Origin of the sequence: Nonomuraea sp. B12E4 (assembly GCF_039871825.1) — a bacterium.
Lineage (GTDB): Bacteria > Actinomycetota > Actinomycetes > Streptosporangiales > Streptosporangiaceae > Nonomuraea.
Genome location: NZ_JBDPME010000004.1, coordinates 1 through 17,141, shown reverse-complemented (window position 1 = coordinate 17,141; position 17,141 = coordinate 1). Strand labels below are relative to the sequence as shown.

The window sequence follows — 17,141 nt, the reverse complement described above, 5'->3', positions numbered from 1 at the left end:
GTATGGCTGAACCGTACGACGACGACGCCGAACTGCACGCCGAGTGGCTTGAGCAGGAGCGAGCCTTCCGCGTGGCGGAGTGGCGCAAGCGCATCCCCGCCTCGATGCGCGCCAAAGGCGAACTCCACGTGGAGGTCGCCGCGTGGGTGACGGGCCTGGTCCACGACAAGTCCGCGGCGAACCTGCTGCTGGTCGGCCCGGTAGGCACGGGCAAAACCTGGTCGTGCTGGCAGGCCGCCACAGTCGCGCTCGAGGCCGGCTGGCTCGGCGCGCCCGTCCTGTACGGAGCCTACGAGTGGCGCCAGTTGACCACGCCGCCCGTCAACGAGGTGGACGTGCGCGACGCGGCGCGTTCCGACCTGCTGATCCTCGACGACCCAGGTGCGATGCGGCTCGGCGCGTGGGAGCTCGAGCACCTGTACGGGGTGATCGACTACCGGTGGAATCACCGTCTCCCAACCGTGATCACGTCGAACGTGCCGGACCTGCGCGGCATGCTCGGCGAGCGCATCGCCTCCCGTCTCGCCGCGGACGTCGCCGTGGTTGTCCTGGACGGCCCGGACCGCCGCCGGGAGGGCCAGTGACCACAGAGACTCAGGTCGACGGGTGGGCGCCGAGCCAGGCGGTCATCGCCGCGGAGCAGGCCGTCGTGGGCGCAGCGATTCAGAACCGCGTCAACGTTGAGGCCGCCGCCGACGTCGTTCGTCCACAGGATTTCCACATCCCCGCGCACCGTGTGGTGTTCGGCGCTGCGGTGGAACTGGCGGAGAGCGGAAAGCCGGTCGACCCCGCAGCCGTCCTCAACGCCATCGCAGCGTCGGGCGATCTGGCACGGATCGGCGCCAACGCCGGTCCCGCGCTGGCCACGCTGATCGAACACGCCTGCGTCGGCCCCGCGGTCCCGTACCACGCGCGGCTGGTCAAGGCCGACTCGAACCGTCGCGCCCTGTTCGAGGCTGGCCAGCGGATCCAGCAGCTCGGGTCCCATGCCGGCTACGACGACGAAACCGACCCGGACATCGCCCGCAAGATTCTCGAGGACGCGCTGTCCGAGGTGAACGACCGGCCTCTGATGACGGCGGCCGAACTCGTCGGCCCCACCATGGACGAACTGGCGGACAAGAGCGTCGAGCAGGCCGGCATCAAGACCGGGTACGCCGACCTGGACGACATCCTGCCGGGGCTGCGTCCTGGCCAGCTCATCGTCGTGGGTGCGAGGCCGGGCATCGGCAAGACCACGATCGGACTCGACATCGCCCGCCACGTCGGCGTGCGCCAGGGGATGCCGGCGCTGTTCGTCAGCCTCGAGATGTCCCACACCGAGGTCATGCACCGGCTGATCGCCGCCGAGTCCCGCGTGGACCTGCACCGCATGCAGACCAAGGACCTGTCCGACGACGACTACGTCCGCATGGCCAAGGGAGTACCGCGGATCGCCGAAGGGCACCTGGCGATCGACGACACGCCCGAGGCCAGCTTGTCCCACATCCGCTCCCGGATGCGCGGCATGGCCCGCACCGCTCCCGCCCGCCTCGTGGTCGTCGACTACTTGCAGCTCATGGCCGGCGGCAAGGCCGAGAACCGGCAGCAGCAGGTGGCCGAGCTGTCCCGCGGGCTGAAGTTGATTGCCCGCGAGTTCGAGGTGCCCGTGATGGTGCTCGCCCAGTTGAACCGCGGCTCCGAGCACCGGCAGGACAAGCGGCCCCAGATGTCCGACCTGCGTGAGAGTGGCGCCGTAGAGCAGGACGCTGACGTGGTCCTGCTGCTGCACCGTGAGGCCGCCGCCGACCCTGAGTCCAAGCACGCAGGAACCGTCGAAGTGATCGTCGCCAAGCAGCGCCAGGGCCGCACCGGCTCGGTGACGCTCGGCTGGCAGGGCCACTACGGACGCTGCGTCAACCACGTTCAGCCCTGGAGCCCCACATCAGCATTGGAGAGATCAGCATGACCACCCCACTCCGCTACTCCGACCGGGACATCGCCCAGGTCCGTGACCTCAATCCCATCGCCCATGTCGCCCAGGACCTCGGCTACAAGCTGGAGCTACGCGGCGAGGGCGAGTTCGTCATCCCATGCCTCGACTCGCTGGACCCGGAGACCCGCGTCGCGTTCTCCATGAGCCTGGTCCCGGCCCGCGGCATGTTCTACTGCGCCCACTGCAGCGCCGGTGGCGACGTGATCACGCTGGTCGAGAAGGACAGAAAGCTCTCCTTCGCCGCGGCGGTCGAGTACCTCGCACAGCGCGCCGGCATCACTCTCAAGGCCATCTCATGACCGCGCCCGACCCGGCCGCGGTGCGCGCCGCTCGAGCGCTGCAAGACGGCATGCCAGAGGCGATTGAACAGCGTGACTTGGACGCGCTCGTCACCAACCTGGCGGGCTGGTTCACGACCGACCTCGACACCCGCGCTGCGGCCTTACTCCCCGACGAGGAGACGCCGTGAGTATCAAGCCGATCGAGACCTGGTATGGCGGGTGCCGCTTCCGCTCCAGGTTGGAGGCACGTTATGCCGTGCTGTTCGACCACGCGGGCGTCCGCTGGGAGTACGAACCACAAGGGTTCGTCATCAACGGTCGACCGTACCTGCCTGATTTCCTGCTCCCCGACTGCGGAACGTGGGTTGAGGTCAAGGGCAGCGAGGAGGACCTAGACCAGACGCTCATGCGCGACGCAGCCCTCGAACTGCCCGACAGGAACACCACAGGCGAGCATCAACCGCGGCTGCTGCTACTTGGGCCGGTCCCCGAACCGAGCGACAACGGCGACTGGGGATGGCTCGGACTCGCTCCGGAAGAGGTCGGCCCTGGCGAAACGGAGGTCTTCGGCGACTGGTGGGGCCTCGGCGCTTTCCGCGCGACACGGCGCCTCGCACGCCTGACGGAGACCAGCAGCGCGACTCCCGACCAGTACGAAGAGGGCGCGTGGCTCACGCCGGCGCACGACGCGACTGTCCGCGGCGTTTCGGATGCCTACCGCGCTGCTCGTTCTGCCCGTTTCGAGCATGGCGAGTCCGGGTGACCCGCCTTCCCGTCCCCGCTCTTCCTGCCTTACCGACCTACAAGGAGGAGACCGCGCGTGCTGAAGATCGACCTGCGTAGACGGCAGGGCTGGCAACTCACCAACACAGCCCGCCGCAACGAGAACCGAACCCACTGGTACCGGCTGATCGGGATGCGGCGTTGGGCGCTGATCCTCCTGGTCGCCGACAAAAACTTCGTCAGCGAAGCCGAATCGCCTGACGTCCCGCCCGAGACCATCCCGTAGGAGATCACGAATCATGAGTGACACGAAGATCGCACAGACGGTCCTGTGTGCAAACGAGGACCACGACGAGGAGACGCCAGCCGTCGCCCGCCTCACCTACCCGAACGCCCGGTTTCGTCCAACCACGGTCTGCGCCGACGACCTCGACTGGGTGGCAGAGCAGGCTCTCGACGAGAAGGCGAGCGTGCTCATCGAACCGGTCGAGCATGACCACCGCGCCACCACCGACGCGATCAAGGAGCTGGTGAAGCTTCACCGCCGCGCCTACTCGGAGCCGGTGAAGGCGATCCTCCTCGAAGCGCCGGACGCGCCGTGCTACGAGGACCTGCCGGAGACGCTGGAGGAGCGGGAGAAGCTCCCGGCCCGGTTCCACACGCCGCACTGGATGGGCGACTGCACGCCGAAGTCCTGGGTGTGCAACGTCTGCTGGGACGAGGGCACCACCACGCGGTGGCCGTGCAAGGCCGCTTCTGAGCACGGGGGCGAGGTGTTCGCCCGATGAGCCTGCCTACCTTCGAAGAGGCCGACGCGACCGCCCAGGAGGGTTCGCCGTTCTCGAACGGCACCGAGGGCGAGTGCTGGATGGAGAACAACTGCCACCGGTGCGTGAACGACGCCCCGACCAGGCGTGACGAATGGGACAAGGGCTGCCCGCTCATCATGGTCGCGCTGCTCGGCAAGACGCCGAACGCGTGGATGGAGCGCAACCCGTACGGGCTGTACGACCGGTACTCGTGCATCTACTTCCGCGACGAGGACGACCCGGGCCCTGGCGAGCCGACTCCGATCCCTGACCCTCCCGGGCAGGAGGGCCTGTTCCCGCGGGAGCCGTTCGAGCGTCCTGGGCGGATGTACGCCGACACGAGACCGCGGGAGGTGTCCGTCCATGGCTGAGACCACGACACCCGCCGACGAGATGCGGGCACTGTCGGCGCTGCTGCACGAGAAGGTGGCCGACTTCCGCCGTGAAGAGCACGAGCCGTACTGGAGCGGCGGCTTCACACAGGGCATCGACAACGCGTGCGGCGGCGCCGGCGGTCTGCTGGCCGGGATGTTCTCGCCGGAGGTCGCTGAGGCGCTCGCAGGCTGGCTGTACCGGACTGCCCGCCAGTGGGACCACGAGGTTCGCGAGGCCGGCCACCGGCGCCTGCACGGCACCTGCGATGGGGCGGTGGGCGAGGACTGCTACTGCTTCGTCGGCGCTCTGGAAGTCACGCGAGCGCTGAAGGCGGGCGTGTCGTGAGCTTCCTCGATGAGGCGTTCTACCGCCGCTTCTGGCCGGCGCCCAAGGTCCCCGCCAACGTCCGGGAGGAGTCGGAGCCGACACCGGAGCCGGTGGAAGTGCGGCCCGTTGTGGAGCCTCCGCTGCTGGAGACGTCGTTCAAGGACACGCTGGACGACGACGTGAAGGCCGGCGAGGCGGCTGTGATCGAAGCCCTGTCCGACCTGATCCACGACCCCAAGCGTCGGCTGTCCCCGTGGGAGGCGGCGTGGGAGAAGTTCGCTCAACCGATCGAGAGGACCGGACCATGATTCACAACCGCCCAACGACGGCAGCCTGGCGGAAGAGCTCCTTCTGCAACGGCGCAGATGCGTGCGTCGAGATCACAGAGCTCGCTGACGGCAACGTGCTGGTGCGGGACTCGAAGAGCCAGGACGGGCCGGTGCTTCGATTCACGAAGGCTGAATGGGCGGCCTTCACAGCGGGAGTCCGAGAAGGCGAGTTCGATCTGCCGCTCACGGGGGCTCCGGTCGTTTCGGCGGGGGACGGCTCGGACGGGGATGGCGCTACGCGAGGCGCTGAGACGGTTCTCGCGGACTTTGGGGCCGGTCCGGTCCCCGCATAGCTCCGGGTCGCGCTGAGAGCTTCTGAGGGGGCTCTCAGCGCTCCAAGATCGAATGTCAGTACCCAAAGTGGATCACAACAGCGGCTCGATGAGTCGCTTTCGAGAGAGGAATCGAACGATGCGAGACATCCAAGAGCCGCCCGTGAAGGTCTACCTGGTGTGGTCGAACGAGCACGGCGCCTGGTGGAGGCCTAACAGGTGCGGCTACACGGGCGACCTGTGGCAGGCAGGCCGCTACACCGAGAAGGAGGCTGCCGAGATATGCCGAAAGGCGGCGCACGGCTGGCGCGAAGGCTCGCTCCCGCCCGAGGTGATGGTTCCCGCCATGGAGAACGACCAGGACACGTTCACCGCCGACGATCTGCGGCACATGGAGGAGCGGATGGCGGCACGCGCAGCAAGGGCCACCGGGGAGGCAGTCGCGAAGCGTCAGGCAGCCCGGCAGGCAGGGGTGGCGTCGTGATCGTCGAACCTGTGGTCTCCGTGATCCTCCACTGCTCCCGCTGCAACACCCCGTGGCTGGACGGCGAAACCGAGACGCCCGCCTACTGGTCCGGCCTGGCGGAGATCGCCGAGACGTTCAAGCGGGCGGCCCTCCGAGAGACCTACGGTTCCGATGTCGGAGGCTGGCGGCGCACCCCGAACGAGCGCTACCTGTGCGAGGACTGCTTCGTCGTCGAGGGCGGCCTGGTGGTGGAAAGGCCGCCGCTGTCCGCGATCGAGGAGGCGAAGGTTCTCAGGGCGCAGAACGAGTACGCCCGCCAGGTCGGCAAGATCGCGGCGTACGAACTGCTGCCTTCAACGCCGGAGGTGGCACGGTGAGCGTCCTGTCTGACCGCATCCGCCGCTTCTGGCGCTGGCTGTTCGAGCCGGTAGCGCAGCCGTTCACTCGGGGCTTCGTCGCCTTTGCCGCCGCGCTGGTAATGGTCAGCGCGGCGACGGGATTCTGGTTCGCCTGGTACGCGCTTGAGACCGGGAACGGCCACGTGCTGGCGATCGTCGCCGTGTTCCTGGTCGTCGGGCTGGCGGACTTGGTTCGCCGGCTGAAGCGGTCCGGGCGGTCCCGGTGACCCGCAACCCGAACCCCTCCACCCCAACATCACCAACCCGAGAAGGAGAGAACACCATGACCGAGAACACCACGACCACCACCACCGAGCCGACGCCCGTCGATGCGTTGGAGCGGGTCACCATCTGCACCGACGGAGGCGTGGGAGGGCGAGGCTCCACCACCGTCGTTTATCTGACATCGAAGGACGCGCGGGAACTGGCGGAGGCTGCCCTGGATCGCCGGCGGGCGTGAGGCGGGGTCTCGGTGACGGGCTACTCCGGGGGAGGCGTCTTGCGTGTTCTGGGGCCGCGCGGCAGCGGCTCCACCCCCCGGGCTCGTAGCTCTTTGCGAATGGTGACGGCGGTTGGGAACGACCGTGGCGCGATGGTGTCGGCCGTTTCGAGCCCGGCCTTCACATGCTCGGCGCACAGGTCGAAGAACGCCGTCTTGGCCTGGTCTGCGGCGGCCTGCAGCTTCAGGTAGCGCTTGCTGGCGGCGGCGAACGGGTCGGTAGGGCTCATGCGAAAGATGGTACCGAAAGACGCTTGCGAAACCTAGCGGCGTAGGCCATAGTCGTAAATAGATTTCGAAATCAGAGATCGAAATAGCGTTACGAAGACTCGCCTACGAGGAGAAGTGATGACGCTCATGGCCACCGAGATCCGCACCGAGTACGCCATCAAGGGGACCGCCGCCCGTCACGGCAAATACCACGTGACGATCGAGACATACCCCGGACACGAGGCCGACCGGGAGTGGATGGAGCGGCTCGTGGAGGAGCGGCGTGAGGCGCAGAAGTTCGCCGGTCGCACCCCGGACGCCGAACTCGTCTCCCGCACGGTGACCGTCGGCGAGTGGAGCAGCGAGAGCGAGCCGGCCGAGCCCGCATCCGCGACCCCCACCGAGATCGCCAAGCAGGTGGAGGCGTCCGCCGACCTGCTCCGCCTCTGCCTGATCGCCCCGCCCGAGGACTGGGACTGCGACTACGCCGCCGTCACCATCTCCCTGAAGGAGGCGGTTGAATCCCTGACCGGCACCTGCAACGTGATCGTGGACTTCGCTGACGGCTGCGACACCCCCGAGTGGACGAACGACGTGCGCGAGCAGGCGGCCGAGACCGCTGACCGGCTGCTGTCCGCCGGGTGGGCGGCCGAGACGCTCGCCGACGAGGTGGAGCACGCCCAGTCCGCGCAGATCGGGGCCAGCGCATGATCCCCTTCGACGCCGCGACGCTGGTCGTCGCCACCGACCACATCCACGCCCTCGCCCAACCGGGCGGAGACGTCCTTGCCTGGGACCACCACAAGGGCGAGGTGCGAGCCATGGCCCGCGAGGAGGCACTCTCCGCCGACTTCGTCGCCTTCACCAGCCGAGGCTGGCTCAACGGCTGGACTCGCGAGCCGAGTTGCTGGAACGGCGACCACACGGACGTCACCGAGGAGTGCGCGAAGGAACTCGCCGACGCGCAGACCGAGTGGCTCCGCCGCATCGCCTGACGTTTTGCCGGCCCGGAGGAGATACCTCCGGGCCACCCCCTCTCCCTGACGATCCACCACCCGAAGACCAGACCCCCCGAGGAGCCGATATGGCCACTGATCCCCGATACGTCGCCTTCGACGAGATGTTCGCTGTCATGCAATGGGACAAGCACGACGAGGTCCAGGTGATCGCTGAGACCCGGGACCTTGCCGACAGGTACATCGCAGGGCAGTGGTCGGATGAGGGCTACTCGATCCAGCCGATCAAGGTGATCCGGTCTCTGCCCGAGCCCCGGACTCTGTACATGATCCACGCCCGCCTGACGTACGACCCGACCAGCGAACCCACGGCGACGGTGGACGAGTACACGGAGTTCCCCGGTATCGGCAACGGCGAGATGGTTCCGCTCGACCAGGTGACCAGCAAAGTCTCCGAGTATGTCCCGTTCGGGTGGGACGTCAACGCGGTTGGCTGGGATCTGGCACAGGCTCAGGCCGCGTTCGATGCGCGGATGGCCGAAGCTCGGCAGTTACGCGACGCACGCCGTGAGGCGTTCAGCCAGTTCACGCCCGGGTGCGTGGTGCGTACCGAGGCGGGCGACACGATGATCCGCGCCGCCACGCGCGACGGCGTCCCTTGCTGGACCTCCGCATCCAGGTTGATCTATGACGCGGACGTCGATCCTGCCTCGTTGACGCTGATCGCAGCAGGCGTCAGCGACGACGCCTGACATTCCCCGGCCCCGGGTTCTCCATCCCCGGGGCCCTGGCTCGGTCAGACCGACGCCTCGCAGACAACTGACCCCCTCAACCCTGAACGGAGAGCCAACGATGATCCGCGACCTCTACCTGGAGCCAGGCCAACTCGCCGCCGCGCAGGTGAGCGCCCCCATGGCGGGCGAGCCCGACCAGCCCACGATCGAGTTCAAGGTCCGCCTGAACAGATTCCAGAGCACTGGCGCCACGGTCAGCATCGCGGCGGCGCAACAGTTGATCGCTGAGTTGGAGGCTGCTGTTGAGAGGGCCACCTTGGACGGTCCTCCGCCGCAGCCGTGACCCCCCCAGCCCTCCCTCCCCGGTACTGGCCGGGACAGCGTTCGGAGCGCGGAGAGGGCGAAAAGACCAGACCCCCAAGACCCATCAACGACAAGGAGGCAGCGATGCCGAAGAAGGCGGCACCGCCCGATGTGAGAGCAGGGCAGGTGTGGGCGGACAACGACGAGCGCGTGGCAGGACGCACGCTCCGCGTCGAAGCGATCGACGGCGATAAAGCCGTTTGCACCGTGCTCACCAACTCCACCGACACGCAGGAGCGGATTGATCGGGGCGAGCGAAGCAATCTCCAGGACACGCGAGGCCGCACTACCCGCATCTCGCTGGCTCGGTTCCGCCCCACCAAGACCGGCTACCGGCTCGTCCAGGACGTCCCGGACTCCTCGGAGGAGTGCTCCCCATGAGCGACACCCACGCGCAGGAATCCGCCCTCCCAGCGCTTCACCCTGACGCCGTAGCCGTGACCGCTTTCCGTGGCCTGCCGGACGGCGTAGGTCGCACCTACACAGTCAGCGAAGCAGCATCCGGCGACAAATGGCGGGCGATCAATCACCTGCTGCGCATGGCTCTCACCTGCGGTTACGTCAAGCCGACGTGCGGCGGCTGCGACTGCTACGCCGTGCTCGACATCCTCGACGACAACGAGGACGTCATACAGGACTTCTGCATCCCGACCAACCGAGCCTTCGGCTGGTGGTACCGGAAGCTGCACCTGCGCGTCGTGGACGTCGAGGCGGAGATCGCGAAGCTCTACGGCGAGAAGTCCTGACCCCCGGCTCTCTTCTCTCGGCATACAGGCCGGGACAGCGTTCGGAGCGCGGAGGAGAGCACCAAAGACCAGACACCCCAAGACGACCAAGGAAGGCACCGATGAAGGCCAAGGACATCAAGCCCGGCGTGGTCTACGGCTACCGCCGTGGCAAGTACGGCAGCGTGACGCCCGTCGTGTTCCTCGCGCCGATCGACAAGGACCACCTGTACGCCACCACCAGCCATCACCGGAAACCGGACACGCCCGCCTACGTCAAGGCCCGATCTGGTAGCAAGCCCGGCCGTGGGAGCTTCTACTCCAGCCCCACTGTTGGGTATCCGGTCGTCCTTGGAGGGACGACGACCAAGCCCGGGAGTTTGCCGAGCGTGACCCTCGCCGACTTTGAGGCCGCCACATCCAACTACCTTGGAGACGGCATCAGTTATGGCGTCATCACGACGCTGGGCCACGTTGCGGGGCTGTACGAGGACGTCAAGGCCGATGAGGCAGCCGAGCGTGACGCAGCCAGGGCTCAGCGAGATGCCGAGGAGCGGCAGCGCCAGGACGCGGCACAGCGGGTCGCTCGCGTCCTCCCCAGGTTCGCCTCACTCGGGGTTGTCGTGCGGGCGGACAACGAGTGGGATCCGACCGGGCTCGTGATCGACCTCGACAACGCCGACAAGCTGCTGGCCCTGCTCTCCGCCTCCCCGGACTCCCCGAAAGAGGACTGACCGATGCCGCGAAAGATCGAATCCCCGCCCGCCAAGGTTGGCCAGGTGTGGGCCTGCAACAGCATCCGCGAGGAAGGCCGCTCCTTCGAGATCGCCGCCATCAGAGGCGACTACGTGGTGGTGACGATCCTCACCAACTCGCACGAGGTGCAGCGCCAACTCGACGCCAACAAGCGGTGCGAGCAGGCAGGAGCCGTGACAGTCTTCCCGAACGTGTTCGACCGAGTCGGCAAGAGGGCCCGGATCCGGGTGGAGCGACTGCGCGACACCGCCAACGGCTACCGGCTGGCGGCGACCGCTGCGGTGGTGACGGACGACGCTCTCACTGAACTGATCGCCGCCTCCCAGGCCGAGGAAGGCAGCACCGATGGCTGACAAGCCCAGGGTTGTCGGAGTCCACGACGGCGGCGACGGAGAGTGGGGCGTCACCACCCTCATGGGCGGGAAAGGCGACTACCAGACCCACCCGTGCCCCACCTGCCCGTGGCGGCGCGACTCACCGACCGGCGTGTTCCCCGCGGAGGTGTTCCGCCACTCCGCCCGCACCACCTACGACCTCGCCACCGAGAAGTTCGGCTGCCACACCTCCGGGAGCGACCGCCCGAAAACATGCGCTGGCTTCCTGCTGCGGGGAGCGTCGGACAACCTCGCGGTCCGGATGAGCGTCCGCGGTTACGCCGGCGTTCACACCACCGTTCCGTTGTACGACGACTACCGGGAGATGGCAGTCGCCAACGGCGTGGACGAGGACGACCCGGCCCTGTCGCCGTGCCGCGGGGACCGCCCTGTTGAGTACCTTCCGCGCTCTGAGGAGGACTGACCGATGGCTGAGATCTCCATCCCGTTAGGCCCTATCCACTCCGCCCCCTTGGGGTGCGATCCGTACCGGACTGCTAGAGAAGAACCAGCCCGTCCACGAGCAGGTGCTTCGCGACGCGCTCGCCGGCGTTGAGCTCGGCGCTGAGGACGAGCGAATCGTGGTGTGGGCGTCGGGATGGGACTCGCCCACCGTGGCCACGGTCGCGTCGCTGCTGTGCCGGGTGAGGGCGCTCAACTACGAGGAACCGGAGGTGGAGGCGTGACAGCGCCAGAGAGTTGGAAGTTCGCGCTCAGCCCGGACCAGCGGGAGTTCGCGATCTGGATGCCGGGCAACGAGCCGTGGTTCGCCCAGGTGCTCGGCAACGACAAGGGTCGGTGGATCGGCAGCGCCGACCTGGAGCAGGCGGGCTGGACGGTGTTCGACAAGCCGGACCCGCTCCGCCACGAGCCGGAGCCCGACCTGTGCAGGGCGGAGATCTCCGACCCCGACACGGACGAGATCCACGTGTGTGCTCGCTCGTCGCATGCCACCGACCGTCACGAGTGCTCGTGCACTTTCCTGTGGGGGAAAGGTGGGGTCGGCCGTGGCTGAGACCCGAGAGCCCCAGCGCATCCAGAGGAAGCGGCAGCGCGGGTGGAGGCGACCCGAGAACTGCGTGATCGTGGATCGCACCTCAGCGAAGTGGGGCAACCCGCGTAAGGGCGCCTCCCACACCCGCGAAGAGCTGGCCGACGAGCTGAACGACACGATCGTGACCGCGATGGTCGCCGTCGCCTCGACAGTTGATGACCCGCGCGCCGGGTTCGAGGCGAAGCTCCGCAAGATCCGTGACCGTGTCACCGCATTGGAGATCGACCATGGCTGACCTCATCCCGGCAGAAGCCGCCGATCAGGGTACAGCGGACTTCCTCCGCGTCCCGTTGGCGGACGGGACCGAGTGGGTTTCGCTGAGCAGACTGACCGATGGCCGGGTCGCCTGCTGCGTCTGCTTCGCTTACCGCCACCGCCACGAGCTGGAGCCGGTGGCCGGCGAGCCCGGCAGGGTGTGGGACGTGTGCCGCGAATGCGCCCAGATGGGAGGTGCCAACCGTGCCTGATCTTTCCGAGGAAGTCGTACAAGCCGCGTGGGCGCCGATAGCGGCACATCCCATCCGGTGGCAGTACGTCAGCGAGGAGGACGTCCGCGAGATCTTGGAGGCGGCTGCTCCTGTCCTCGCCGCCCAAGCCCGAGCCGACGAACGCCGCAAGGTGTCGCGGGAGATCGCCAAGGAGATCCTCCGCCAGAAGCCGTCCGGCAACACGCAGGTGACGTGGGAGGGCGGCATCCGGAGAGCTGCCCGTGTCGCCCGCCAGATCGGAGAAGACCTGTGACCGAGCCGTTCCACCTGCTCTACACCGCCTCCCGCGAGGTGGATGACGTGACCCGAGGCTTCCGCCACCTGGACGGCGTCCTGGAACGCCACGGATCCGTCCACCTGGTGCACGGAGACTACAAGCGGCGAGACGGACGGCTCGTCTCCGACGCCATCGCTCAGGCGTGGGCAACGCAGAGGATCGCCGAAGGATGCCCCGTCACCGTCGAACCGATCGCCGCCCCATGGGAGCTTCTCGGCGCTGTCGCTGGACCGTACCGGAACGGGTTCATGGCCGGGCTACTGGTCGGCAGGGGAGTCCAACCGGTCGGCTGCGTCGCCTACATCGTCGAAGGGTCACGAGGCGCGAGCGGTTGCGCCGCTTTCGCTGAGCATGTGGGCATCCCCGTCCGCCGCTACGAAGGGAGCAGCGGTGATTCCCGCTGAGGTGATCGAGAAGGCACTCCGCGAGAACATGCGCGTGTGTGCGGGTGTCCCCATGTCCGGCAGAGAGGCCGAGGACGCCGCCAGGATCGCCATAGACGCTCTCGCGCAGGCGGGCTTGGTCAGCGTCTCCGCTGAAGACCTCTACCACGTGGCCGAGATCGCGGAGAACTACCTCGACATGTGCGAGCCACCGCCCGCCGATGAACTAGAGCGTGTGGCCCGCCTCCGTGCCGCCCTACCCGAAAGGACCACCAAATGAGCTACGTGGAGCAGGTCAGAACCGCTCTCTACGTTCGCAAGCCGAACTTGGACCCTGTCCTGCTGGACCTGTATACCCTCCTCGCGCTCGTCAAGGGCGAACAAGTGACCTTGGAGGATGTACACGATGCGTGGGCGGTGTGGCGCTCCCGGACCCGCCCCGACCACAAGAGCTTGATCCCGTTCGACCAGCTCAGCGAAGCGGTTCAGGCACTCGACCAGCCTTATGCAGACGCCATTGCAGCGGCAGGCCGCCGCCCCGCCGCCGTACTTGAGAGGAACCCCGATGCCTGAGACTCGCGACTTCCACCTTGGCGACATCCTGTCCATCACCACGGGCATGCTCGTCTCGCCCTCGCACATCGATGGCGTCTACCGAATCCTCAACTGGATGACAGGCGACAACCTGTTCACCCACCAACTCCCGCGCGTGGGCGAAGCGTGCAAGGGTTCACTGCTCCAGCAGCACCCCGACCTCGCCGACGTCCAGGTCCCCGAGGACCTCGACGGTAAAGAAGCCGTGCTCGCGTGGCTCAGCGAGCAGGTGGCACGGTTCGGCGAGACACGCCCCGTGGCACGTCTCGATCCTGCTGACCACACTCGGATCGACCCGTTCGATGAGATCCGGATGATCCGCCCGGACATGCCGATCATCTCGATCGAGCTGAAGGATGACCATGACTGAAGACCTCCGCCCCTTGATCTTGTTAGACGTGGACGGCGTCTTGAACCCGTGGCACAAGCAGGGACCGCACTGGCTGAGCGTCAAAGCCACCTGCGATGGCGTCACCTACCCGGTGGTGCTCAACCCCGAGCACGGCCCGATGTTGCTCCAGTTGGCCCAGGAGACCGGCGCCGAACTGGTGTGGGCCACCACATGGGCGGAGGCCGCCAACCAGGAGATCGGCCCGCTGATCGGCCTGCCCGAACTCCCGGTGATCCCGGTCAACTCCGGGGCCGGCGCACCACGCGTCCACCCGAAAACACCGCCCGTCGCCGCCTACGTCAACCGGCGGCCGTTCGTGTGGTTCGACGACGACCTCGAACGCGCCGACCGGATCTACCTGAAGACCCACGACAACGTGGACCGGTTCCGCATCATCGACGTTGGGCCGCGGAAAGGGCTTCGCGCTCTGCACGTCGAGCAGGCGGCAGCGTGGCTGACATCGCTCGACGACTCCCAGGAGGCCGGGCGACCGCTTATCCGACGCGGGAAAACGGGTTCCACTGGTGGTTGACCACCTTCAAGGGCTGGCATCGCCTCCACGCCGTCCCAGGAGACGCCCTCACCGTCGAAGACCACCATGCCGCGATCGACGCCGGCGAACCGTACGTCCGCACCACCGTGTGCGGGAGAACTCTGCCGCTCACCTACGCGGGCATGGTGTCCCGCTTCTCGATGCCTCGCTGCTCCGCGTGCTGCGAGGCTCTTGGTATCCCGCGCGGGAATGGGACACCCGTCAACGAGGCCGCCGAGAAGCGGGCCAAGGCCGAACGAGAAGCCGCCAGCCTGCCGCCTGAGACCGCGCCGTGAACCTCCTCGACCTCCCGGTCCCGCCCCTGCCTTCGATGCTGTGTCTCGGAGGCTGCGGACGATATCTGTGGGACCCGAGATCCCGCGAGCGCGGGTACGGGCCGGACTGCGCGGCCAAGCTCGGGATCGTCGTCCCGTCGTCGCCGCGCTTCAGCCGGCGTGACGGCGGAGACTGCGAAGGACAAGGCGACCTGACCGACCTGATGGAGGAGACGTGACCTGGGTGCTTCGACAACCACAGAAGGCGCCACACAGGTGCGGCTGGCCCAGGCGGGAAGTTGCTTATCGGATTCCATCCATGGCGGTTGAAGGCGGAGCGGTGCTTGAGCATCGCGAGACCGTTCCTGATGGGCAGCAGGGCGACCTCTGGCGCTGCCTGGAGTGTCGTGTGCTATGGCGGATCGAGACGGGCTGTGACCGCTGCACATGGAACGGGCGCTGCCCACGGCATTACGCCGGACTGATCCTTCGCTCAGTCTGGATGCCCGCCACACTCTGGCAGCGCATCCGCTACCGTAAGTTGCCAGGCGAACTGCCGTTATGACGCTCCGCGCATATGCCCGCTGGTGCCGATGTCCATAATGTCCTAGAACGCGAAAGCGGCCCTCCACCGCACATGGAGAGCCGCCCCCAGGATCCACCCTCGACCGTCCCTCAACGGCTTCCCCGCAAGCGTACTTCTCGGGGGAGGACCACGTGTCATACGTCCAGCTCGTCGTCGAAGACCTGCAATGGGTGTCCGCCTACTGGGAGGACCTCACCGAATCCCGCCTACCGGGCACGCCCAGGCCGTGGCGGCACCCCAACCTCACCAGCGACCAGCAGTACGAACGCGACCGGCAAGCCTGGCAGGAACGCCTCGACCGGTCCAGCGTCGCCCCCGGTGAGCACCCCGCCCCGCTCGATCTCGGCATCCTCGACACGATGCTCGACGTCCTCGTCCGGGCCGACGACCTCGCCGCAGCCGTCGCCGAGCACGCCGGCGTCCCGACGCTCGCCCCTCCGCGCCTCGGGGATGCGGACGCCCGCCCCTACCTGGAGTTCGCCGCCAAGCACATGACCGACGAGCTCACCCACTATGCGGCGCCGATCGCCCGCGGCATGGTCACACAGGTCGCGCACGCTTTAGCGCTCACCTTCGACGGCCAGCGCCTCGACGTGGAATGCCCTTGGTGCCGCGGCATCACCCCGGAGAACCCAGCGGGCGGCACCAGGACGTGGCGGGTGCGGGAGTTGCCCGGCAACCTGGTCGCGATCGTGTGTGAGAACCTGTGCGAACCACCGAGCAAGGACGTTGGGACATGGTGGCGGGGCGCACCCGTCTGGCCGCTGTCGGAGTGGGATTGGCTGGCCAAGCGCGTCGAACGAGCCGAAACAAAGGTCAAAGCCGTCGCATAGACCGTCTGGACTGGGATAATAGGGGGATCATGGCCATCCCCCCAGTCCTCCCTTGCGACGTGCTGCCCTGCCCTGGCGGCGACGTCATCATCGTGCCGCGCGGCCAGCTGACGATCAGGCTCACACCGGAGCAGCGGTCACGGTTGCGGGAGTTGCTGGCCGATCCCATGGAACAAGCGGAAGGCAAGATCGACGATCTTGCCTGTGGATAACTCGTTTGCCGAGGTGACACGCCCCAAATCAGCCCAGATTGACAAGCTGAGGCCGGGTCCGCGATCCTAGGAGCGCTATCGGCATGTCCGAAAAGTAAGGCCCCGACATCGAGCGGGGCTTTTGCGTTTCCAGACGCCGGTAGAAACCCCAAGAACGCGCGTCCCTTAGGGAGAGACGCGCCCCGCTCCGCAGCTCACGCCCCCGTAGAGCGCGGAGCCCCGTGACGGCCCGGCCTCCCTTCAAAGGATCTGTGAGGGGTCCGCCGGGGTCGGGAAGTCGGGCCGTCACCCCAACACTCCGGGCGGATGGTCGACGCTGCACGCCGCCAGCTTGCCACCCGCCCGGCTCCCACCTCGCAGGAACGGAAACCCACCATGGACGTCCTGCTGCTCCTCGCCATCGTCTGCCTCCTGTCCGGCACTCTCATCGCCGGCATACAGAAGGCGTGGCCGCTCACCCTCCTCAGTCTCGGCCTCACCTTGGCGGTACTCGCACAGACCGGACTCATCACCTGACTTCGGGGGGACGCTCATGAAGGGGCGCCCATCAACAGGGCGGGCAGCATGACCAAGCGGGAGTGCCTCACCTGCCGGCACCTGCATTCCGGGCCAGGGCCACGTTGCCCGGGGTGCACAGGGATACGGCAGCAGCAGCGAGACCAGCAGCGAGGAACCACCACCGAACGCGGACTCGGCTGGGATCACCAGCAAGCACGCGAACTGATCCTTGCTGATGCCACCGTGTGTGCCGTGTGCAAGCTGCCACCCACACCCGATGACCCGCTCACCGCAGGCCACATCATCCCGCGCGTTCGTGGTGGAACCAACGACCTGGCCAACTACCAGGCGGAGCACGCCTCCTGCAACTACAGCAAGGGCGCAACAGTGGGGTACGTGGGGTAGGCCCGGCAGGGACCCCCACCCCCCTACCCACACCCCACCCC

The 17,141-nt window shown here is 67.4% G+C and carries 41 protein-coding genes; 40 read left to right on the top strand and 1 reads right to left on the bottom strand.

Annotated features, from left to right (window positions below; genetic code table 11):
- Window positions 1-2: 2 nt before the first annotated feature.
- From ABGB18_RS11210 to ABGB18_RS11140, 15 genes are all read left to right on the top strand, one after another.
- Window positions 3-584, top strand: a complete 582-nt coding sequence (locus tag ABGB18_RS11210; RefSeq protein ID WP_347695368.1) for an ATP-binding protein — start codon at window positions 3-5, stop codon at window positions 582-584.
- On the top strand, window positions 581-1,948 hold the full coding sequence (dnaB, locus tag ABGB18_RS11205) for a replicative DNA helicase (RefSeq protein ID WP_347695367.1): 1,368 nt from the start codon (window positions 581-583) through the stop codon (window positions 1,946-1,948). Before ABGB18_RS11210 ends, dnaB begins: the two co-directional genes overlap by 4 nt.
- The gene (locus ABGB18_RS11200) at window positions 1,945-2,274 is read left to right on the top strand and encodes a CHC2 zinc finger domain-containing protein (protein ID WP_347695366.1); all 330 of its coding nucleotides are present in this window, start codon (window positions 1,945-1,947) and stop codon (window positions 2,272-2,274) included. Before dnaB ends, ABGB18_RS11200 begins: the two co-directional genes overlap by 4 nt.
- On the top strand, window positions 2,271-2,444 hold the full coding sequence (locus ABGB18_RS11195; protein ID WP_347695365.1) for a hypothetical protein: 174 nt from the start codon (window positions 2,271-2,273) through the stop codon (window positions 2,442-2,444). Before ABGB18_RS11200 ends, ABGB18_RS11195 begins: the two co-directional genes overlap by 4 nt.
- A complete protein-coding gene (locus ABGB18_RS11190; RefSeq protein WP_347695364.1) occupies window positions 2,441-3,019 on the top strand; it encodes a hypothetical protein in 579 nt (192 codons plus the stop codon). Before ABGB18_RS11195 ends, ABGB18_RS11190 begins: the two co-directional genes overlap by 4 nt.
- A 57-nt stretch (window positions 3,020-3,076) precedes the next feature.
- The gene (locus ABGB18_RS11185) at window positions 3,077-3,265 is read left to right on the top strand and encodes a hypothetical protein (protein ID WP_347695363.1); all 189 of its coding nucleotides are present in this window, start codon (window positions 3,077-3,079) and stop codon (window positions 3,263-3,265) included.
- Between the two features lie 13 nt (window positions 3,266-3,278).
- Window positions 3,279-3,767: a hypothetical protein gene (locus tag ABGB18_RS11180; protein ID WP_347695362.1), complete on the top strand. Its 489-nt coding sequence runs from the start codon at window positions 3,279-3,281 to the stop codon at window positions 3,765-3,767.
- Window positions 3,764-4,159 carry a hypothetical protein gene (locus ABGB18_RS11175; protein WP_347695361.1) on the top strand — a complete coding sequence of 132 codons (396 nt, stop codon included), beginning with the start codon at window positions 3,764-3,766 and terminating at the stop codon, window positions 4,157-4,159. The genes ABGB18_RS11180 and ABGB18_RS11175 overlap by 4 nt, the downstream gene beginning before the upstream one ends.
- Window positions 4,152-4,508, top strand: a complete 357-nt coding sequence (locus ABGB18_RS11170; protein ID WP_347695360.1) for a hypothetical protein — start codon at window positions 4,152-4,154, stop codon at window positions 4,506-4,508. Before ABGB18_RS11175 ends, ABGB18_RS11170 begins: the two co-directional genes overlap by 8 nt.
- Entirely contained in the window at window positions 4,505-4,798 is a 294-nt protein-coding gene (locus ABGB18_RS11165) for a hypothetical protein (RefSeq protein WP_347695359.1), read from the top strand. Before ABGB18_RS11170 ends, ABGB18_RS11165 begins: the two co-directional genes overlap by 4 nt.
- Window positions 4,795-5,112 carry a DUF397 domain-containing protein gene (locus ABGB18_RS11160; protein WP_347695358.1) on the top strand — a complete coding sequence of 106 codons (318 nt, stop codon included), beginning with the start codon at window positions 4,795-4,797 and terminating at the stop codon, window positions 5,110-5,112. Before ABGB18_RS11165 ends, ABGB18_RS11160 begins: the two co-directional genes overlap by 4 nt.
- A gap of 118 nt (window positions 5,113-5,230) precedes the next feature.
- The gene (locus tag ABGB18_RS11155) at window positions 5,231-5,575 is read left to right on the top strand and encodes a hypothetical protein (protein ID WP_347695357.1); all 345 of its coding nucleotides are present in this window, start codon (window positions 5,231-5,233) and stop codon (window positions 5,573-5,575) included.
- Window positions 5,572-5,934 (top strand): hypothetical protein, encoded by a 363-nt coding sequence (locus tag ABGB18_RS11150; RefSeq protein ID WP_347695356.1) that lies wholly within the window; start codon window positions 5,572-5,574, stop codon window positions 5,932-5,934. Before ABGB18_RS11155 ends, ABGB18_RS11150 begins: the two co-directional genes overlap by 4 nt.
- Window positions 5,931-6,182: a hypothetical protein gene (locus tag ABGB18_RS11145; protein ID WP_347695355.1), complete on the top strand. Its 252-nt coding sequence runs from the start codon at window positions 5,931-5,933 to the stop codon at window positions 6,180-6,182. Before ABGB18_RS11150 ends, ABGB18_RS11145 begins: the two co-directional genes overlap by 4 nt.
- Before the next feature lie 56 nt (window positions 6,183-6,238).
- A complete protein-coding gene (locus ABGB18_RS11140) occupies window positions 6,239-6,415 on the top strand; it encodes a hypothetical protein (protein WP_347695354.1) in 177 nt (58 codons plus the stop codon).
- Window positions 6,416-6,435: 20 nt separating this feature from the next.
- Here ABGB18_RS11140 and ABGB18_RS11135 read toward each other — a convergent pair whose 3' ends face one another.
- The gene (locus tag ABGB18_RS11135; protein ID WP_347695353.1) at window positions 6,436-6,684 is read right to left on the bottom strand and encodes a hypothetical protein; all 249 of its coding nucleotides are present in this window, start codon (window positions 6,682-6,684) and stop codon (window positions 6,436-6,438) included.
- A gap of 118 nt (window positions 6,685-6,802) precedes the next feature.
- Here ABGB18_RS11135 and ABGB18_RS11130 point away from each other — a divergent pair, with 118 nt between their 5' ends.
- The 25 genes from ABGB18_RS11130 to ABGB18_RS11010 all read left to right on the top strand — a co-directional run bounded on the left by ABGB18_RS11130 (window position 6,803) and on the right by ABGB18_RS11010 (window position 17,100).
- On the top strand, window positions 6,803-7,375 hold the full coding sequence (locus ABGB18_RS11130; protein WP_347695352.1) for a hypothetical protein: 573 nt from the start codon (window positions 6,803-6,805) through the stop codon (window positions 7,373-7,375).
- Window positions 7,372-7,659 (top strand): hypothetical protein, encoded by a 288-nt coding sequence (locus ABGB18_RS11125; protein WP_347695351.1) that lies wholly within the window; start codon window positions 7,372-7,374, stop codon window positions 7,657-7,659. The genes ABGB18_RS11130 and ABGB18_RS11125 overlap by 4 nt, the downstream gene beginning before the upstream one ends.
- A 125-nt stretch (window positions 7,660-7,784) precedes the next feature.
- Window positions 7,785-8,372, top strand: coding sequence for a hypothetical protein (locus ABGB18_RS11120; RefSeq protein WP_347695350.1), 588 nt, complete (start codon window positions 7,785-7,787; stop codon window positions 8,370-8,372).
- 100 nt (window positions 8,373-8,472) lie between these two features.
- Window positions 8,473-8,697 (top strand): hypothetical protein, encoded by a 225-nt coding sequence (locus ABGB18_RS11115; RefSeq protein ID WP_347695349.1) that lies wholly within the window; start codon window positions 8,473-8,475, stop codon window positions 8,695-8,697.
- Window positions 8,698-8,801: 104 nt separating this feature from the next.
- Window positions 8,802-9,098 carry a hypothetical protein gene (locus tag ABGB18_RS11110; RefSeq protein WP_347695348.1) on the top strand — a complete coding sequence of 99 codons (297 nt, stop codon included), beginning with the start codon at window positions 8,802-8,804 and terminating at the stop codon, window positions 9,096-9,098.
- A complete protein-coding gene (locus ABGB18_RS11105) occupies window positions 9,095-9,463 on the top strand; it encodes a hypothetical protein (RefSeq protein WP_347695347.1) in 369 nt (122 codons plus the stop codon). Before ABGB18_RS11110 ends, ABGB18_RS11105 begins: the two co-directional genes overlap by 4 nt.
- A 101-nt stretch (window positions 9,464-9,564) precedes the next feature.
- Window positions 9,565-10,176 carry a hypothetical protein gene (locus ABGB18_RS11100; protein WP_347695346.1) on the top strand — a complete coding sequence of 204 codons (612 nt, stop codon included), beginning with the start codon at window positions 9,565-9,567 and terminating at the stop codon, window positions 10,174-10,176.
- 3 nt (window positions 10,177-10,179) lie between these two features.
- Window positions 10,180-10,551, top strand: coding sequence for a hypothetical protein (locus ABGB18_RS11095; RefSeq protein ID WP_347695345.1), 372 nt, complete (start codon window positions 10,180-10,182; stop codon window positions 10,549-10,551).
- The gene (locus tag ABGB18_RS11090; RefSeq protein WP_347695344.1) at window positions 10,544-10,996 is read left to right on the top strand and encodes a DUF6283 family protein; all 453 of its coding nucleotides are present in this window, start codon (window positions 10,544-10,546) and stop codon (window positions 10,994-10,996) included. The genes ABGB18_RS11095 and ABGB18_RS11090 overlap by 8 nt, the downstream gene beginning before the upstream one ends.
- A 103-nt stretch (window positions 10,997-11,099) precedes the next feature.
- Window positions 11,100-11,258, top strand: coding sequence for a hypothetical protein (locus ABGB18_RS11085; protein WP_347695343.1), 159 nt, complete (start codon window positions 11,100-11,102; stop codon window positions 11,256-11,258).
- Window positions 11,255-11,587 carry a hypothetical protein gene (locus tag ABGB18_RS11080; protein ID WP_347695342.1) on the top strand — a complete coding sequence of 111 codons (333 nt, stop codon included), beginning with the start codon at window positions 11,255-11,257 and terminating at the stop codon, window positions 11,585-11,587. The genes ABGB18_RS11085 and ABGB18_RS11080 overlap by 4 nt, the downstream gene beginning before the upstream one ends.
- Entirely contained in the window at window positions 11,580-11,861 is a 282-nt protein-coding gene (locus ABGB18_RS11075; protein ID WP_347695341.1) for a hypothetical protein, read from the top strand. Before ABGB18_RS11080 ends, ABGB18_RS11075 begins: the two co-directional genes overlap by 8 nt.
- Complete coding sequence (locus tag ABGB18_RS11070) at window positions 11,854-12,093, top strand: hypothetical protein (RefSeq protein ID WP_347695340.1); 240 nt, start codon at window positions 11,854-11,856, stop codon at window positions 12,091-12,093. The genes ABGB18_RS11075 and ABGB18_RS11070 overlap by 8 nt, the downstream gene beginning before the upstream one ends.
- Window positions 12,086-12,367 carry a hypothetical protein gene (locus tag ABGB18_RS11065; RefSeq protein ID WP_347695339.1) on the top strand — a complete coding sequence of 94 codons (282 nt, stop codon included), beginning with the start codon at window positions 12,086-12,088 and terminating at the stop codon, window positions 12,365-12,367. The genes ABGB18_RS11070 and ABGB18_RS11065 overlap by 8 nt, the downstream gene beginning before the upstream one ends.
- Window positions 12,364-12,795, top strand: coding sequence for a hypothetical protein (locus tag ABGB18_RS11060; RefSeq protein WP_347695338.1), 432 nt, complete (start codon window positions 12,364-12,366; stop codon window positions 12,793-12,795). The genes ABGB18_RS11065 and ABGB18_RS11060 overlap by 4 nt, the downstream gene beginning before the upstream one ends.
- Window positions 12,782-13,054 (top strand): hypothetical protein, encoded by a 273-nt coding sequence (locus ABGB18_RS11055; protein ID WP_347695337.1) that lies wholly within the window; start codon window positions 12,782-12,784, stop codon window positions 13,052-13,054. The genes ABGB18_RS11060 and ABGB18_RS11055 overlap by 14 nt, the downstream gene beginning before the upstream one ends.
- Window positions 13,051-13,347, top strand: coding sequence for a hypothetical protein (locus tag ABGB18_RS11050; RefSeq protein ID WP_347695336.1), 297 nt, complete (start codon window positions 13,051-13,053; stop codon window positions 13,345-13,347). Before ABGB18_RS11055 ends, ABGB18_RS11050 begins: the two co-directional genes overlap by 4 nt.
- Window positions 13,340-13,738, top strand: a complete 399-nt coding sequence (locus tag ABGB18_RS11045; RefSeq protein ID WP_347695335.1) for a hypothetical protein — start codon at window positions 13,340-13,342, stop codon at window positions 13,736-13,738. The genes ABGB18_RS11050 and ABGB18_RS11045 overlap by 8 nt, the downstream gene beginning before the upstream one ends.
- On the top strand, window positions 13,731-14,291 hold the full coding sequence (locus tag ABGB18_RS11040; RefSeq protein ID WP_347695334.1) for an HAD domain-containing protein: 561 nt from the start codon (window positions 13,731-13,733) through the stop codon (window positions 14,289-14,291). Before ABGB18_RS11045 ends, ABGB18_RS11040 begins: the two co-directional genes overlap by 8 nt.
- Window positions 14,288-14,587, top strand: a complete 300-nt coding sequence (locus tag ABGB18_RS11035; protein ID WP_347695333.1) for a hypothetical protein — start codon at window positions 14,288-14,290, stop codon at window positions 14,585-14,587. Before ABGB18_RS11040 ends, ABGB18_RS11035 begins: the two co-directional genes overlap by 4 nt.
- Window positions 14,588-14,622: 35 nt before the next feature.
- Window positions 14,623-14,805 carry a DUF6011 domain-containing protein gene (locus ABGB18_RS11030; RefSeq protein WP_347695332.1) on the top strand — a complete coding sequence of 61 codons (183 nt, stop codon included), beginning with the start codon at window positions 14,623-14,625 and terminating at the stop codon, window positions 14,803-14,805.
- 478 nt (window positions 14,806-15,283) lie between these two features.
- Window positions 15,284-15,985 carry a hypothetical protein gene (locus tag ABGB18_RS11025; protein WP_347695331.1) on the top strand — a complete coding sequence of 234 codons (702 nt, stop codon included), beginning with the start codon at window positions 15,284-15,286 and terminating at the stop codon, window positions 15,983-15,985.
- A gap of 29 nt (window positions 15,986-16,014) precedes the next feature.
- Entirely contained in the window at window positions 16,015-16,197 is a 183-nt protein-coding gene (locus ABGB18_RS11020; protein ID WP_347695330.1) for a hypothetical protein, read from the top strand.
- Between the two features lie 306 nt (window positions 16,198-16,503).
- On the top strand, window positions 16,504-16,713 hold the full coding sequence (locus ABGB18_RS11015) for a hypothetical protein (RefSeq protein ID WP_347695329.1): 210 nt from the start codon (window positions 16,504-16,506) through the stop codon (window positions 16,711-16,713).
- Between the two features lie 234 nt (window positions 16,714-16,947).
- On the top strand, window positions 16,948-17,100 hold the full coding sequence (locus ABGB18_RS11010) for an HNH endonuclease (RefSeq protein ID WP_347695328.1): 153 nt from the start codon (window positions 16,948-16,950) through the stop codon (window positions 17,098-17,100).
- Window positions 17,101-17,141: the final 41 nt, after the last annotated feature.